At 56.4% G+C, this 16,637-nt stretch carries 17 protein-coding genes and 1 tRNA gene; 3 read left to right on the top strand and 15 right to left on the bottom strand.

Annotated features, from left to right (window positions below; all coding sequences use genetic code 11):
- Nucleotides 1-23 precede the first annotated feature (23 nt).
- The 11 genes from AUJ55_12645 to AUJ55_12695 form a co-directional block, all read right to left on the bottom strand.
- Nucleotides 24-581, bottom strand: a complete 558-nt coding sequence (locus AUJ55_12645; GenBank protein ID OIO54003.1) for a hypothetical protein — start codon at nt 579-581, stop codon at nt 24-26.
- On the bottom strand, nt 581-1,207 hold the full coding sequence (locus AUJ55_12650) for a hypothetical protein (GenBank protein ID OIO54004.1): 627 nt from the start codon (nt 1,205-1,207) through the stop codon (nt 581-583). Before AUJ55_12650 ends, AUJ55_12645 begins: the two co-directional genes overlap by 1 nt.
- A 2-nt stretch (nt 1,208-1,209) precedes the next feature.
- A complete protein-coding gene (locus AUJ55_12655) occupies nt 1,210-1,761 on the bottom strand; it encodes a hypothetical protein (GenBank protein OIO54005.1) in 552 nt (183 codons plus the stop codon).
- Nucleotides 1,761-2,876, bottom strand: coding sequence for a hypothetical protein (locus AUJ55_12660; protein ID OIO54006.1), 1,116 nt, complete (start codon nt 2,874-2,876; stop codon nt 1,761-1,763). Before AUJ55_12660 ends, AUJ55_12655 begins: the two co-directional genes overlap by 1 nt.
- 169 nt (nt 2,877-3,045) lie before the next feature.
- Nucleotides 3,046-3,936, bottom strand: coding sequence for a hypothetical protein (locus tag AUJ55_12665; protein OIO54007.1), 891 nt, complete (start codon nt 3,934-3,936; stop codon nt 3,046-3,048).
- A 114-nt stretch (nt 3,937-4,050) separates the two neighbouring features.
- Nucleotides 4,051-4,683, bottom strand: a complete 633-nt coding sequence (locus AUJ55_12670; protein OIO54008.1) for a hypothetical protein — start codon at nt 4,681-4,683, stop codon at nt 4,051-4,053.
- Nucleotides 4,680-5,204 carry a hypothetical protein gene (locus AUJ55_12675; GenBank protein ID OIO54009.1) on the bottom strand — a complete coding sequence of 175 codons (525 nt, stop codon included), beginning with the start codon at nt 5,202-5,204 and terminating at the stop codon, nt 4,680-4,682. Before AUJ55_12675 ends, AUJ55_12670 begins: the two co-directional genes overlap by 4 nt.
- A 3-nt stretch (nt 5,205-5,207) precedes the next feature.
- The gene (locus AUJ55_12680; protein ID OIO54010.1) at nt 5,208-5,735 is read right to left on the bottom strand and encodes a hypothetical protein; all 528 of its coding nucleotides are present in this window, start codon (nt 5,733-5,735) and stop codon (nt 5,208-5,210) included.
- A gap of 143 nt (nt 5,736-5,878) precedes the next feature.
- Nucleotides 5,879-7,876 (bottom strand): hypothetical protein, encoded by a 1,998-nt coding sequence (locus tag AUJ55_12685; GenBank protein ID OIO54011.1) that lies wholly within the window; start codon nt 7,874-7,876, stop codon nt 5,879-5,881.
- A gap of 71 nt (nt 7,877-7,947) precedes the next feature.
- Nucleotides 7,948-9,171 (bottom strand): hypothetical protein, encoded by a 1,224-nt coding sequence (locus AUJ55_12690; GenBank protein OIO54012.1) that lies wholly within the window; start codon nt 9,169-9,171, stop codon nt 7,948-7,950.
- 58 nt (nt 9,172-9,229) lie between these two features.
- Entirely contained in the window at nt 9,230-10,135 is a 906-nt protein-coding gene (locus tag AUJ55_12695) for an acetyl-CoA carboxylase subunit beta (GenBank protein OIO54013.1), read from the bottom strand.
- Nucleotides 10,136-10,377: 242 nt separating this feature from the next.
- Here AUJ55_12695 and AUJ55_12700 point away from each other — a divergent pair, with 242 nt between their 5' ends.
- On the top strand, nt 10,378-11,490 hold the full coding sequence (locus tag AUJ55_12700; protein OIO54014.1) for a 2-nitropropane dioxygenase: 1,113 nt from the start codon (nt 10,378-10,380) through the stop codon (nt 11,488-11,490).
- Nucleotides 11,491-11,566: 76 nt separating this feature from the next.
- On the opposite strand, the gene AUJ55_12705 is transcribed toward AUJ55_12700, so the two are convergent.
- From AUJ55_12705 to AUJ55_12720, 4 genes are all read right to left on the bottom strand, one after another.
- On the bottom strand, nt 11,567-12,028 hold the full coding sequence (locus AUJ55_12705) for a hypothetical protein (GenBank protein OIO54015.1): 462 nt from the start codon (nt 12,026-12,028) through the stop codon (nt 11,567-11,569).
- A 7-nt stretch (nt 12,029-12,035) separates the two neighbouring features.
- Nucleotides 12,036-12,428 carry a hypothetical protein gene (locus AUJ55_12710; GenBank protein ID OIO54016.1) on the bottom strand — a complete coding sequence of 131 codons (393 nt, stop codon included), beginning with the start codon at nt 12,426-12,428 and terminating at the stop codon, nt 12,036-12,038.
- Between the two features lie 235 nt (nt 12,429-12,663).
- Nucleotides 12,664-12,740, bottom strand: a tRNA-Asp gene (locus tag AUJ55_12715).
- 80 nt (nt 12,741-12,820) lie between these two features.
- Nucleotides 12,821-13,918, bottom strand: coding sequence for a rod shape-determining protein RodA (locus tag AUJ55_12720; GenBank protein ID OIO54017.1), 1,098 nt, complete (start codon nt 13,916-13,918; stop codon nt 12,821-12,823).
- 44 nt (nt 13,919-13,962) lie between these two features.
- On the opposite strand from AUJ55_12720, the gene AUJ55_12725 reads away from it, so the two are divergent.
- Both AUJ55_12725 and AUJ55_12730 read left to right on the top strand, forming a co-directional pair.
- Nucleotides 13,963-15,990, top strand: a complete 2,028-nt coding sequence (locus tag AUJ55_12725) for a hypothetical protein (protein OIO54018.1) — start codon at nt 13,963-13,965, stop codon at nt 15,988-15,990.
- Nucleotides 15,991-16,035: 45 nt separating this feature from the next.
- On the top strand, nt 16,036-16,488 hold the full coding sequence (locus tag AUJ55_12730; GenBank protein ID OIO54052.1) for a hypothetical protein: 453 nt from the start codon (nt 16,036-16,038) through the stop codon (nt 16,486-16,488).
- Nucleotides 16,489-16,637: the final 149 nt, after the last annotated feature.

The following is a 16,637-nucleotide window of genomic DNA, read 5'->3' on the forward strand; positions in this document are numbered from 1 at the left end:
CAAACCAAGCCCATCGTTGGACGTCAATTTCCCTTAATTGACTTTGTGATTAACCGCTCTTGCTGCTGACCAAACTGATCCACGTAGGGCTCAAGAATAATGAGCTCATTCGCGCCGATCCGAACGACTTTCCCCTCGTTTATGCCGACATGATTCCCTACAAAAACCTGGTAGCTTCTACCCGATATGTCTCGCACAAGCGCAATTCTGTGCCCCTGCCTTCCGATAACAGCAACGAGTTTTAGTGTTGAAAGATCGAACTGTTCCAATGCTTCTTTCGGGCGACTTGGAGCTTCCTTCTCACCGCCTTGATGTTGGCTATCTGGAATGATGGGTTTTTTTGAAAAAAACGGGACAAACGGATCGCGACCCGCCGCGCCCGTGTAAGAATATTGCGGCAGGGAGGCATCAGGGATGTCGTTTTCGACTGGATCCATGATTTCTGAGTCTGAAGGTTGAACTTCTTCTTGGACCGATTTTTTTATCGGCGCAGGCGCAACCGCTGTGGTAACGGCTTCATCATCTCCACAACCTTCAATGAAGAAAATCGCCGCAAACAATACGGCTTGAAAAAAACGCATCACCTCCGCCTCCCCCCACCTGCCTGAGATGATGGTACAGCTTGCGCGGCCTTGCGCTCACCCTCTTCAAGAAATCTGAACGTGACCGCTTGGAAAGAGGCTTTGAGTTGCCCCCCCCCAACATTTTCCCCTCCGGTAATAGAAAAATCATAAATATTGACGATCCGCGGCATATTTGATACCGCCTCAAAAAACCCCCCCAGATCGTGAAAGTGCCCTTCCACAGCGATTTGAACTGGAATTTTTGCATAAAAATCTTCTTTAGATTCCAGCTGCGGCCTGAAGCTTGTAAAGGTCAACCCCACCTGTTGCCCTGCCCGCGATATTTCACGCAAAAGGGACGCTACTTCTCTACTTTGCGGCAATTGAGTAACAACTACACTTAATCTCTTATCGATAATCTCAAGCTCTTTTTCAAGTTCCTTCATGCGCTGGGCTTTTTTAAGTTTATCCCCAACCTGTACCTTTATTTTTTCAACATCCGCCGTTAACGATTCGATTTCCTCAAATGAAGACTGAACCACAAGAAAAAAGAACCCAACAACCACCACCACTGCCGGTACTGTAAGCATCAACATTCGTTGCCACATCGGCAAAAATAGAAAGCGTAAAATCTGGTCGTTCATTGCTACGCCTCCGGCTTCTTGATAACGGCCAGAATCCTGAACCGACTTACAGCAACCCCTTGAACTTCTTGTTTTTCCACCGAGTTGATATTTGGCACATCACTAAAAAGGCCAGACTCATCCAACTCCCGAACCAAATCCGACACCTCCTGACTACTTCGTGCGTAGCCAGTCATCGTTAGATCGCGCCCCCTGAGAACCAAGTTGCTATACCAAACCTGGTCGGGCGTCTTTGCGACAAGAACATTCCAGAGATTTACCATGCTCCCACGATCAACCTGGAGGGAATCAATGATCGTGATTTTTTGCTCGGCCTCTTTCTTTGTCTTTTCAATTCGATCCACCGACTTAACCTTAGCCGTAAGAAAGGTTAATTGCGTTTGCTGTTGGTTCTTTTGTGACTTTAAGTTTTCGATCTCTTGATCCTGAAACCACCAAGCCACGGCACACGCCATTGTGGCGATCAACGCCAACCCTGCCATCCCCGACATATGAAAAACCAAAAGCCGTCTTCGGGAAGCCTCGCGGTATGGAAGCAAATTGATGGTAATCATTACGAAATGCCCCGAAGAGCCAAGCCTGCGGCAACATTGAACAGCGGCCCTACCGACTGAACCTTATCGTCTTCCATGTCTGGCACGCGGATATCCATCCCGGAGAATGGATTCCCGATTACAACTGGCACGCCAATTCGCTCGGTAAGTTGCGCTTGCGCATCCGGCAAAACCGCACCGCCGCCACTTACAGACACCCTGCTCACAGACATACCACCGTGACTTGATGAGAAATAGTCGATTGAACGAATAATTTCCATCGCCATCGATTCATAAAAGCCCCCCAGCAAGTTCATGATGTCGTCCATGCCCCCCTGGGATCTCAAGATGCTTTCGGCCTCTTCGTATGAAATTCCCAGTTCCCCCTGGATCTCTTCAATAAACTGCCGCAACCCAAAGTTGGTATCGCGCGTGAACTGGCTGACACCATTCACCAAAATATTGATATTCATTAACGAAATGCCAATATCAACCAGGGCCACGATAAAGTCCTGGTCCTTGGTTTCTTCTCCATCTTCATGCGCTACAACAGATAGATCATCAAACCCCAAGGTCGGCTCGATAATTTCTTGGTAGATGTTTTGAACCGCAAATAAATCGACATCCATGATCTTGGGCACAAGCCCAGCCTCTCGAACTACAAACAAACGATCCTCAACAGCCTCCCGCTTGCAGGCAACCAGTAAAACATCTACTTCATCTTTCTCGGGCTTTTTACCCAATACCTGAAAATCAATATTCACATCTTTTATATCGAATGGAACCGCTTTTTCAGCCTCATCGGTCACCACCGCTTCTAACTCCAATGGCCCCATATCCGGCAGGGTAAGCTTCTTAACAATCACCGCCGTTCCGCTAACGGACAAAACAACGTTTTTTGAAGAAAAATGGCGCCGTGCGAACAGGTTGCGGATGGCTTCTGCGACGAGATTAGCATCCATGACCTGACCCTCGACGATCGTGTCCGGAGGAAGGTATTCAATGCCAATATTTCGCAGGATAACGCCCGAAGCACCTTTGGAGCGACGCGCTTGGGTAATCTCGACCGCCTTGATTGCGGAAGTCCCAATGTCGAGCCCCACTAGCTGCGAGGCCCTACCACCAAACAGCTCCATAGCTCCCCCGTAGGAACGCCGACAAGAAAAAAGCCTGCCAATGGGCTATTCGACCCATTGGCAGGCTATCAGAGAATCGCTTCAAGTCAAGACAAGCTATTGTTATTCAGCCTGTTACGGCGCTAGTTTAAACCTACCCATCAACAATATTCTTGGCCTGTGCGTTATCTTACTGCGCAGTGTAGGTGCCGGGGACCGCAACAACGGCGCCGCTCGGGGTCAGATACTGCAACGTCACGGTAACGGTCGCAGTCGCGCCATTGTAGGTGCCGACCGAGGTCACGTCGGCAACATCAACACCAGCAGGACATGCGCCTTGAATGTCGCCATGGGCCTCGTGTGCAGACCAAGCATTTTCAGAGATGCTGATGGTGTGCTGCCCTGAGCCATTACCGGTCACATGGCAAATAGTGATCTTGGTACCGTTGTCGTCGTTGTCCTTGCTGCTGTCGTTGTCGTCGTTGTCCTTGCTGCTGTCGTTGTCGTCGTTGTCCTTGCTGCTGTCGTTGTCGTCGTTGTCCTTGCTGCTGTCGTTGTCGTCGTTGTCCTTGCTGCTGTCGCCGGCTACAGCCGTTGGCACCAGGAAATTCAACAGGCGTTCAATAGAAGACTGGTCCTTGCCGTTGTCGTCGTTATCCTTGCCGTTGTCGTCGTTATCCTTGCCGTTGTCGTCGTTATCCTTGCCGTTGTCGTCGTTGCTGGCCGTCGAGGTGATCTGGAGGGTGTATTTAGCCTCACCAATGGAATGCTCCCCATCCACCCCAAGCGTAGTTGCATTAAAAACAGCGTCGGTTCCGTTTGCAGAGACATACTGGGCAATCGCTGCACGTGCAAGCTCAATCCCGGACTCTGCTGCTGATGTAGCCATTTGGGAATCACGATAGTTGGCGCTGATCGAAACATCGGTCTGCGACGATTGCATCGCCACCACGCCGACCACAGAAACAGCAGCCAGCATCACCAAGCCAAGCGCCAGAATGAAACCGTTCTGATCGACTTGATTATCCCCGTGGAGCCATTGGGTACGGCGGCTCTCTTGACCGTTCTCATTCTTGTTCATGGCCGTTCTCCTTCATGCGATGTCGATTTGATAGGCCCTTGCCGGACCGCCCTGCCCCGCCCCCCCCTGTGGGGTTCGGGTGAATTGTGTTCAAAGGCTTTAGAAGCGAAGCAGCTAGTTGAATGCCAAATTTCGAGGCGAAACAAAACTCGTCAAGGTGTAGGTTCGGTAGCCATTGTTCAGGCTATATCCTTCATCTTTATTTGCGGTACGCACTGTCAAGTTAATTTCAATCAAAACCACATCAGCCTCGTTTGTTGCCTGTTGTGATAAATCCAACGGGTCCGAATACATTGTGAAAGACAGGCTACTCGCATTCAAAGCCAAAGGCTGTTTCGTTTCCGTACCCCTCTTGCGCCCTATGGCTTTAACCCCCCCAAGGAGCGTGCTGTCGTAAAGGTCATACACAATGGTTTCAGGCACGAGCACTCCATTTGTTGGGCCATTAACATCCGCCTGAAAAATCACCTTGCTGTAGCTTCCGTCTTGATTTTTGTAAGACTGATTTGGAAAAGAAAAACTGCTGGCCATTCTCATTTCTCGGGTCATCATGTCCATTGCGACCCGCGCGCCTTGCATCATATCCGTGATTTCATCACGAACCTGATACCCTTTATTTTGTGCAATGAAGGCGCTTGTGATCGCGGCAAAAAAAATCCCTGCCAGCGCCAATGTAATCATCATCTCAATGAGGGTAAAACCACCTTCCCTACACCCGCCAACACGATGATTTGTTTGATCGTTCATGGCATGACGTCCCTGAGCAGGGTGATGGAATAGGGCTCACCATTCGCCTTGGTTTTTCCATTCCACAGCCACTGTACTTTAACGCTAATGCGTGTGAGCGTAATCCCACTAACGGCCGGCGCACTCTGGATCTCCAAACACCTGCGGTAATCCCAATCGCCTGCAGCCCCCTCGATCAGCCCACCTCCCGTGGTAGCATCGTTTTTGAAATATACTGCTCCGGAATAGCTATTCGTTGGATCGCAGATCTGGTTGGGAATCAGTCCAGAATAAAACGCATAAAGATCGGAGCCAGCAGTCGCCACAGAGATTGCCTCTTCCATCTTGTCATTAGCCATGGTCGCGGCATTGGTCATTTGTTTGCTAAAAACGGACGCCCTAGCAACACTGGCCATCATCCCCGCCATCCCAAGCATGCCGATCGCAACAATCACCATTGCTACCAACATTTCAATGAGCGTAAAACCCGCAGCCGAATTGCTGCTCGAATGTTGAGACCGCATGTTGTGGTTTACGCGCATCGCTCACTCCACATGGCTCGAGCCCGCCACATTTACCTTGACTAGGCGCGTAGTACCGTTGCTATCCGACAATTGAACATGGCCATTAGGCGTGGCGGTTCCCATGTACTTAAATGTGAAGACCGACCCACCACCAAAAGACGCTTGGGTAATCGCTATCCTCGGAAAGCTCTCTCCGATACTCCGTACCGAAACTTCACCGCTATCCTTCACATTATCGCCATCTTTATCCGACCAAATAATGTAGTGGGTGCCATCGGCCGTATACCCAACCCCTCCAGCTGTGACACTCTGATTAAACAAAAAGCTGACGTCATGCCGCTCCTTCACGGCCAACATTCTGGCATTGTTAAAATCGCCCAGCACAAACCTAGCCGCCCCCTTCAACTGCTGTCTGGCCATGATGTCGGAAATTGTTGGCATCGCGATTCCCGCCACCACACCCAATACGGCCAATGTGATCAGCAACTCGATCAAGGTAAACCCACGTGCTTGCTGCATCTTGGCCACCTTGGTTGGGGATACGTCCATCTCGCCCTCCACTCTGCAACTTGAGTGCCATTTTCTTAAGTTGTTGTTATGCAATTATTTTTTTAATTCCAGCGAAAAGCTTCGACCAAAACATGGGCCAAGATCGGCTCACTTTCTTTCTTTAACGCGTCGAAGGCTACCCATCAGAGGTCTGACAACTCCGGAAGTTTGCCTCCTCCGCCTAAGCCCAACAGGGTCAATCCGAATCCAAAACGGACATCCAACCCACCATCCAACAACCGAAGCCGCTCGGCGACCAACCCCACCGCCCAGCAACCGAAGTCACCTCGCCAAGAAATGCCTGAGTTTAAAAAACCGGCCCCCTCGGGATCCCATTCATATCGAGCTTTAAACGTCCCCATATCAGAGGTTACTGCCCCCGACCACATCCACGAGTGTTGCACATTCGGAATCCACGATTCGCTTAACCGCGTTTGAGCAAGCTGCGAGCGCCATTGCAACATTCGGTGGCGGTCGAGCACCCCACTATTGTCCCATCGAATATCCCCACCCGCCGACCACCCCTCATCCGAACCCAACATGACTCGGACGAACCAAGGGGACCAATGATCCACAACCCCCGTATTGTCGCTCAGCACCCGACTCGGGTCGGCCTCGAAAGAGCGCAACACCTCAAGTGCCCCAAATCGGCGAGTCCTGCGCTCATCCACTGGACCGTACCCGCCATCCAGGTTTTGCGACAAGCCCAAGGTGATTCTTCGAGCTCCGTTGATATAGTCCTCCCCGGCATAGCGGTTGAGCGCCCATAGATTGGACCAACCCAGCTGCCAGGGACCCGCTTCCTGGGCGGGAAGGGTTGATTGATCTTCGTATGGAATCCACACAGCCTGCATGTGTGGTTGAAGCCGGTGTCTTACCCGATTCCAACCCTGTTGTGTCGAGCCATGAAAAACCTTTTCGAATCCTGTTGAAACATCTGCAGACACCGCCGGCACCACCCGCTGCACAACTCGACCATCTCGCTCTCGATAATGCGCCAACCAACTGCGGGCCTGCCACTGTGCAGCGAACCCGTCCACATTGATGGATTGACCTACGCTAGGAGTCGCCTGCCACCGGCTTAAATCGACCCCTTGCGGGGCATACCACCGCTTCTGGGTCATCTCCACATCCCACTGGAACGATAGAGCATCCACAATGCCGCTCATCGACCACATCCAGCCTGCGTCCGATACCACCTGTCCCTGGCTGCTGCCGATTAAATCTTGGCGGTGGTTCATAAACAGGCCCCCATTCCCCCATTCCCCGGCACCTGCCAATGTCGCGGTTTGCATCGCATAACGTCCAGTCGCATCGCGCTGGAGAGGGAGCACGAAATCGCTGGCCATGCCCACATCTGAAAATAGCTCTCCCCTCGTTTCCCAATGCCACCCAGGCCCTACAATGCGCTGTTCCCATCCCTTCAACGAACGGCTTTGGCCTCCATCGTTGAGCAGAAAACCGCGCAACAACAACATCCCATCCCCCGGCTGGGCCAAGCGGATCTCCCCCTCATGCCCCCACCCTAAACGGCTCATCCAGTGGGGGGTGTAGGTGATGTCCATCCACGGGGTTGTCGCCCAATAAAGAGGCCAAGCGATTTCGCTGCCGCGACGGTTACCCGAAGAAAAAAGGGGAAAGAGCAGCCCGGAATCGCGGGGTTTGAGGGTAGTGCGTAACCACGGTAAATAGGCGACCGGTATCCCCTCGACCTCGAAGCGAAGGTCTTGCAGGGTCATCGAGTGGTCGGGATCAATATCGGCCATCGAGGCGCGAAGTGCCCAGTCGCTGCGTCCGGGATCGCAGGTGGTAATCCAGGGATTGGTCAGGGTCCAGGATTGCGGCCCCAATTCGAGAAGATCAACTCTGAAGTAGATGTCGTCGGCCCCGTGAATCGTACCACTCGCCTGCTCGACAGATCCCACTCGATCTTTCGGGTGGTAATGGCCTTTCGGCGCCGCAACGGTGATGTCAGGGCGTTGCAACAGCAGATCCTGGCCTGCCTCTATCCAACCCGATCCTCGGTCGAACTGAAGGCAGCCGCCCGACAATGTCGTCTCATCGCGCTGCAAAACCACATCGCCCCGGGCCTCGATAGAGGCCTGGTTTTGCACTATCTGCTGCGCTTGCAAATCGATCATGCCCGGAGGCGGTTCCTGTCCCCAGGCGAGCCCCCCTGCCATCAAGGTAGCGGCGGATAGACCCCAACCGCTTACGTTGCGCTTGAACATGACCACCGACGCCGGATGAAACCCAACAGGTGCAGTGATCCCGCAACAACGACCCGATCCCCTCGACTGCAGTTGCCCAGGATCTGCGCCAAAGCAAGGACCGGATCACCCATAAAGGGAAGCTGCGGCGCAATACGCTGCCAGCCCTGTCGATCCAGAGCGCGTGTCTCGTCCCAGCCCACCGCCGCCATCTCGGCAGAAAGCCCTTCCAGGATTCGGATCATCTGGGATACATCCTTATCTCCCATCACCCCCAGTAGGATACGGGTCGTTCCCAGAGCAGGATAACCCCTCAAAAATCCTGCCAATGCGTCCATTCCGGCGGGGTTGTGCGCCCCATCCAATATGACTTCGATTTCATCGCCGGATGGCGAGCGCCATCGATACCGCTCCAATCGACCTTCCCATCGAACCTGGCCAAGGGCCGCGTTGATCGTTTCGGGGGCAAGATTCGGGAATAAATGCTCTGCCGCGGCAATCGCCAATGCCGCGTTTTCTACCTGATGATCGCCGGGAAGGGGCAGTTCGATTTCGGGCAGCCAATCGGCACGCCAACAAAATCGGGCATGCTGCCATGAACCGCCGAAATCGATTTGGGGCTGGAGCCGACGCCAAGGGGCACCATGGTTTTGCGCCGCTTGGTGCAGGACACCCCCTACCGACTCAACCTGGGGCGCACTAATGGCCGGGGAGGAACAGCGAATGATTCCCCCTTTCTCGGCAGCAATCGCGCCCAGGGTTTCACCCAAGTAGGCGGTGTGGTCAATGTCGATGGGGGAAAAAAGATGCAGGCAGGTGTCGACAACATTGGTCGCATCCCAACGACCGCCCAGCCCCGTTTCAACCAACAGCAGGTCTGGTTTGGCAGCGTGCGCCAACAAAAACGAGGCTACAACGACCGATTCAAAGTAGGTCAAATCTTCGCCGCCCGGAGTCGACCATGCCTCCTCCAGAGCTTGTTCCATTGTAACCAAGGGGGTGATCTGGCCGTCGATGCGCAGCCGTTCGCCGACATGAATCAAATGGGGGGAGGTTAAACGGGCGGTTTTTCGCCCGGCCGCTTGGGCCAGAGCGTCAAGAAACGCCAGGGTTGATCCTTTGCCATTGGTGCCGGCAATGTGAACGGCAGGGGCACATCGTTCGGGGTGATTGAGGCGGTTCAGAACCGCCTTCATCCGGTCCAAGCCGGGTTGCGGGCGATCCATCCCCAACGCATCGAGCCTCCTCAAAAGGGGGGAGTCGCCTGGAACGGACAAGGGGCGCTCAAGCCTGCGCGGCGGGGACCGAAAATCCCTGATCGCCGGTTGCTGCCTCGGGCAACCCCAACATGGTGGCCAACAATTGGGCAAGTTGGTCACGCATTTGTCGGCGGTCGACAATCAAATCGATATTGCCATGTTCTAGAAGATACTCTGCCCGCTGAAAACCCTCAGGCAGGGTTTGACGGATGGTTTGCTCGATCACCCGTGGACCGGCAAACCCAATAAGAGCCTTGGGTTCGGCCACAATCACATCGCCCAGCATGGCAAAACTGGCCGAAACCCCACCCATGGTCGGATCGGTCAAAACCGAGATGTAGGGCAGTTTGGCTTGCTCCAACCGCTGCAAGGCAGCCGAGGTTTTGGCCATCTGCATCAGAGACAGGGTCCCCTCCTGCATGCGCGCCCCCCCCGATGCCGAAACCACCACCAACCCAGCCCGTCGCGCAATCGCTCGATTCACCGCGCGAACGATCTTCTCACCCACAACCGACCCCATGGAGCCGCCCTGAAAAGCGAATTCGAACACGACCAATTCGGTCGGCACGCCAGCGCATGCCCCCGAAAAGGCCAACGCCGATTCTTTCTCGCCGGTCTTTTTCTGGGTCTCTTTCACCCGATCCCGGTATTTTTTGCTGTCTTTAAAACCGAGGGGATCGCCCGGGACCAGCGCAGCATCACATTCGGTAAAGTGGGGATCGAGCAGCAAGGCGGCCCGACCACGCGCCCCAAGGCGATGGTGCGCGCCGCAGCGGGGACACACATTGGCCTCGCGATCCATCTCTTTGCGATAAAGGATCGCTTTGCATTCGTCGCACTTGGTCCATAAACCGTCCGGAGCGCCGCGGTCGCTACGCTCCACCTTGGATGTCTTGATTTTGGGTCGCATCAAATTTGACAACCAGTTCATTGAGCCCGCCCTGATCTAACCAAAAAAAGAAAATGCCGTTCATCCGCACCAAAAGCATACCGGAGCCCGCCGAGCTGGAACAGCGGCCACCACGAAGGTGACATTGACATGGTGCCTCAAGCCCATGACGGTGCTTGTGATTCCGACCCTGGGACTGTACCGTCCCAAAGTGATTTCTGTCGCTTATTGTCTGTAAAACATCGTGCGTCCAAGTCGACGCACCGCTGCGCATAGAGGGTTTTATGTCCCATTTGTCCCTGCCCGCACTGCCCCCATTAAAAATCGGTCGCTGGACTGCATCGGTTCCCATCATTCAGGGTGGGATGGGCGTCCGAGTCTCCGCCTCGGGGTTGGCTGCTGCCGTGGCCAACGAGGGGGGGATCGGGTTGGTTGCGTCGGTCGCGCTCTCGCTTAATTCCCCCCACTACAAGAAACCGGGCGACTATTACCGCGCCAACAAGCTGGCCTTGCTCGACGAATTACGGATCGCCCGCGAACTGAGCCCCGAAGGGGTCATCGGCACCAACTGTATGGTAGCCGTGCGCGATTACGAGGCGATGGTTCGGACCTCGGTCGAGGGTGGGGCCCAGGTGATCGTCAGTGGCGCCGGCCTGCCTTTGCGCCTGCCCGAATACGCCGCCGATAATCCCGAAGTCGCCCTGGTCCCCATCGTATCGTCGGTGAAGGCGGCCCAGGTGTTGTGTCGTCGCTGGGCCAAGGTCTACAAACGACTGCCCGATGCCCTGGTGGTCGAGGATCCCAACACCGCCGGCGGACACCTGGGGGTCGACCGGGAATCGCTCTTCGATCCGGCCTACAACCTTGAAAACGTGGTCCCCGATCTGGTCGCTTATCTCGAAAAAGAGTGGCAGGAGCCGATCCCGGTGGTTTCAGCTGGCGGCATTTGGGATCGCAAAGATATCGACTGGGCGATGTCCCTTGGATCTGCCGGGGTGCAAATGGCCAGCCGCTTCATCTGCACCCACGAGTGTGACGCCTCGCCCGCCTTCAAAATGCAGTACATCAAGGCCAAGGCCTCCGACATCGTCATCGTCGACTCCCCTGTCGGCCTGCCCAGTCGCGCCATCCGCACCCCCTTCACCGGGGCGCTTTTCCAGGGGGAAGAGGTGCCCCACAAGTGCTTAGCCAACTGTCTGCAAAAATGTTTCTGTCGCGACGACGAAACCCATTTTTGCATCGCCGATGTACTCAACCGGGCCCAAAAGGGAGACACCTTCAGCGGACTCCACTTTGCCGGGAGCAATGCCCATCGCCATGAGGCCATTGTTTCGGTTAGGGACATCTTCGACGAGTTACTGGGACGTCAGCGCCAAGAGCAGCAGGCCACCGCCTAGTCGCCTTGCACACCAAAACAACAAAAAAGGCGCCCATCGGCGCCTTTTTTGTTGGACATCTCAGTACATGGATTCCTCAGGCGGAATACACCACACGGGACCAAGCCGCGATCACCATCCGGCCTTCGGCAGTTATTTCATAGAGGTCGACCCCGTCGCCCCCCAGAACCGTCACCTCGCCCCACTTGGGAACCTCGATCCGGCTGGGAAGTAATCCGTAGAGCATGTCGGGGGTACGTTCCAAGAAAAAACCGACCCGCTCCTCGAAACCCATCGGCTCGCCGTAGACATGGCAGTTGTCCACGACCTCCTCCATCCCCTCGGGGTATCGCGCCACCAGAGCAGCAATCGCCTTCTTAAGAGTCTCTGCGTCGTGCACAAACCGGGGCTCGTCGATGTTGACCTCGTCCCAGCGGCCCCCGTCGGCGGCGAAGATCCACAGCGCGATGCCGTCCGGCTCGGTCAGCGCTTCGCCCGCCCAAGCGGCCAGGATCGAGGCATCAAGCCCATCGAGATGACGATTCAATGCGACCGTCACATCCAACTCAGAAAGCGACGTGAATCAGATCGGCGGAAAGCACCGGCACCATGTCGTTGCCCGCCACGATAAAGCCCACCTTGGGGGTCGGGACGGAGGCGATCATCTTGCCATCCTTAACTTCGACCAGGGCGTTGCTGGCAACCACCGCGCCGTAAATCGCGCCGCCGATGATGCCGATACCGGCCCCTTTCACGATGTAGTTCCAGTGATCGGTCGGCTTGTTCTGCACCAGCATCAGGCCCAAACCAACCGCTGCGCCGATCCCGGCACCGTAGATGGCATCTTCGAACATATTCTTCACCTCGAAATCGGCAGCCTGGGCCGAAGCGAGGGGGGTGAATGCCAACCCGGAAGCAACCAAGGAGACCGCAGCAACCCGAACCAACGCGTTTTTCATGGAACCATCCTCCTGTAACCCAGAAAATGCCGAGTAATTCGGCATTGTTTAGTAACATTGTTTGCGCACGGCAAAAACGGTACCAGCACACTGAACTGATCGTCCCACCCCCAAAAGAGTGGAGGGATGATCGGCAACGTGCCCCTTGGAAGCAACCCAAGAGAGGTGATACCTGCCACAGGACAACCGGACAAAAAAAAACCCCCGCACTGCGGGGGCATTTTTTTCTGGTGAGTGGCGGGGTCGACGGGACTCGAACCCGCGACCTCCTGCGTGACAGGCAGGCGTTCTAACCAACTGAACTACGACCCCCCGAACCAGCGGCGCGTATTGTTCACACCACCCAAGCGACGTCAACCGCCTTGTGACGATTTTTTGGGCCACAGCAAACATCACCGCAGCCAAACCTCCCCCCGCCGCACATTCAGGAGCAACCCCACCCCCACAGACAAGGTCAACATCGCCGATCCGCCATAACTAATAAACGGCAGAGGCACCCCCACCACCGGGGCGAATCCCAACACCATGGCAACGTTAATGACGATGTAGAGGGCGAGCATGCCGGTCACCCCCGACGCAATCAGGGCGCCGAACCGGTCACGGGCCAGCCAGGCGCTGCGCACCCCCCACAAGATCAACAGCCCAAAGAGCGCCAGTAAAAACATGCTCCCCACCAACCCCCACTCTTCGGCGAACACCGAAAAGATGAAATCGGTGTGGCGTTCGGGCAGAAACTGCAGGTGGCTTTGGGTCCCCTCCCCGTACCCCTTGCCCCAGACCCCCCCCGAGCCGACCGCAATTTTGCTTTGCAGGATGTGATACCCCGAGCCGAAAGGGTCCGACTCGGGGTTGATAAAGGTCAGGATGCGCTGTTTCTGGTAATCCTTGAGCCCGAACATCCACATCACCGGAGCCGCCGTGATCGCCAGCGCCCCCGAAATCATAAAAAAGAGCCGACTGACCCCGGCAGCAAATAAGATGATGCTCCCTACCCCGAACAGCAGCAGGGCGGTCCCCAGATCGGGTTGCCGCGCGATAAGAACCGTAGGGATCGTCATGACGGCGATGGCGGTGGCGACGGTCCGCAACGGCACGGGGGGACCCTCGGACCAAGCGAACAGGCGGGCGAGCATCAAAATCAGGGCGATCTTCATCGGCTCGGAGGGTTGCAGCACCAGCGGCCCCAACACCAACCAGCGCTGCGCCCCCAGCCGCACCTGCCCCACTAGGGGGACCAGGATCAGCAACACCAGGAGCCCCATGAACAAGGGCACGCTCCAGCGGCGTAGAAACTCCACCGGCAGCTTGGCTACCACCAGCATTGCCCCCAGCCCCAGCAACATACGCAGGAATTGATCGAACGCACGATCGGCCTCCATCTCTTGGGAGGCCGAGGAGACCGCCACCAACCCCACCCCCATGATCGCCAACAGCAACACAATCCCCAGCCACTGGCCGGGATTAAAGCCCAGGATGCGCTGCGGCATCATCGTTGCTGCTCCCACAGGCGCGAGCGATCCGCTACCCTATCGGCATGTCCGATCATCTCAATCCCCAACAAAGCGACGCCGTCCACTCGACCCAAGGCCCCCTGCTCGTATTGGCAGGTGCCGGGTCGGGCAAAACCCGCGTCATCACCCATAAAATCGCCTACATGATTCTCGGCCAAGGCATGTCGGCCCGAAACATTGTGGCGGTCACCTTTACCAACAAGGCTGCCGACGAGATGCGCCGCCGCCTCAAGGAGATGATCCCTGCCGCCAGCCTCAAGGGGATCCGGGTGGCGACCTTTCACTCCCTTGGACTGCAAATTCTCGAACGCCATGGCCGCCTACTCGGTTACCACCCCCCGGTGACTGTTCTTCCCAGCGCCGATCAAAAGAAACTATTGACCGACGTGATGAAGGATGAGGGGATCGACCCGGGGCGCCAACCGGCCGATCCGCTGCTGCACATCATCAGCAACCTCAAGGGGGCGGGGATCCACCCCGAAAACTTCACCCCCGGCGACAACCCGGTCGAGGCGATGGCGGCCCGTCTGTACCCCGCCTACCAGCAGGCGCTCCAGCAGATCAACGCGGTCGATTTCGACGATCTGCTGATTCAGCCGATGCGCCTTTTTGAACAAGAGCCGGAGATCCGTCAAAACCTCGCTGAGGGGATCCGGCACATGCTGGTCGACGAGTATCAAGATACCAACCGCGCCCAGTACCAGATGATGCGCCAGCTGGTCTCGTTCCACGGCAACCTGACCTGCGTGGGGGACGACGACCAGTCGATCTACGGTTGGCGCGGCGCCGACATTCAGAACATCCTCAAACTCCACGACGACTACCCGGCCCTGCGCATCATCAAACTCGAAGAGAACTACCGCTCCTCCAACCGGATTTTGCGGGCCGCCAACCGGGTGATCTCCCACAACACCGAACGGATGGAGAAAAGCCTGTGGAGCCAGCGAGGCGACGGCGACGCGGTCACCCTGCACTGCGCCGAGGACGACGACGACGAGGCGCGGTGGATCGCCGAGCAGATCCTGACCTTCAAATTTAAAGACAACGCCCGCTACAAAGACTTTGCCGTTTTGTACCGCTCCAACCAGCAGGCCCGCATTTTAGAGCAACACTTCCGCGCTGCAGGAATCCCCTACAAGGTCTCGGGGGGGATCAGTTTCTATGAACGGGCCGAGATCCGCGATCTGATTTCGTACCTGCGGGCCATCGCCAACGACAAAGACACCTCGGCGCTGCTGCGCATCGTCAATACCCCGAAGCGGGGGTTGGGGGCGGTGGCGGTGGGTCATCTGGTGCAGGCCTCCCACCGCAAGAAAATCTCTCCGGTCGAGGGACTTTACGATCATGAGGCGCTGGCGGCACTGCCCAAGGCGGGTCAGGAGGGAGCCAAATCGCTAGGGGAGCTGCTGGCCAATTTCAGCTTTCGCTTCGAGCGTGAAGATCTGGTCGACACCATGGCCGACCTTTTTCAGAACTCCGGCCTGAAGGAGTCGATCCTGGGGGGGGGCGAAGATATGAAGACCATCGAGCGACGGCTGAGCAACGTCGACAGCCTGCTCGAATCGGTCGCCTATTACCGCGACACCAGCGAGGATCCTCCGACCCTGGCCGGTTTTCTGCAGCGCATCAGCTTGCAAAGCGACCTGGACCGGAGAAAAGAGGAGGAGCGGGACGAGGTGACCCTATCGACCATTCACGCCTCGAAGGGGCTGGAATGGCCCTATGTCTTCATCGTCGGGGTCGAGGAGGAGCTACTCCCCCACCGCAACGCCCTGGCCGAAGACAGCGTGGAGGAGGAACGGCGGCTGTTCTACGTTGCCATCACCCGCGCCCGCTACCGCTTGGCGATTAGCCAGTGTCAGCGTCGCCGCCGGGGCCGGGAATACGGTCCGGCTTATCCCTCCCCCTTTTTGGATGAGCTGCCCGACGAGGGGATGGAGTCGACCGGCATGGGACGGGGTCGCTCGCGGCAACACCAAGAACACGAAATCAAGATCGAGAAGGATGTCTTCTTCGATAAGATGAAAAACCTGCTTGCCAGCCGGGAGTGATCCCGAAGCCCAGGAGCCCCCATGTCCCGTCCCGCCCCCAAGCCAATGCGCGATTCCCAGACCATCATGACCGAGCTCATGATGCCCAACGCCACCAACTTCGCAGGCTCCATCTTTGGCGGCAACATCCTGGCGCTGGCCGACAAGGTCGCCTACGTCTGCTCGGTTAAACATGCCGGCACCACCACCGTCACCGCCTCGGTCGACCGGGTGAACTTCAAACACCCCATCCATGTGGGGCAGCTGGTGACCTGCTACGCCAACGTGAACCTGGCGGGCAAAACCAGCATGGAGGTGGGGATCATGATCGAGGCCAAAGACATCCATACCCGGGAGATCACCACGACCAACTCCTGCTACTTCACCATGGTGGCGGTCGACGATCAGGGCAACAAGGTGGCAGTCCCCGAGGCGATCCCCGAAAGCGCCGAAGAGATCAAGTGGCACGAAAAAGCCAAGATCCGCCGAGCGGTGCGCCTGCGCGAAATCTTCGGCTGAGGGGGGGCAATAGCCCCTTCCGCTGTATCCCCCCCATTGATCACCGCTTAACCGCTAGGAGTCTGTCGGACTTGAGATCGTCCTACTGCGCCGGCGGGTAATCGGTCCAAATTCCCCCGGTTTTTCGTCACATAGCCACCACTATGATC

The sequence above is a fragment of the Proteobacteria bacterium CG1_02_64_396 genome, from assembly GCA_001872725.1.
Lineage (GTDB): Bacteria > Pseudomonadota > MNWR01 > CG1-02-64-396 > CG1-02-64-396 > CG1-02-64-396.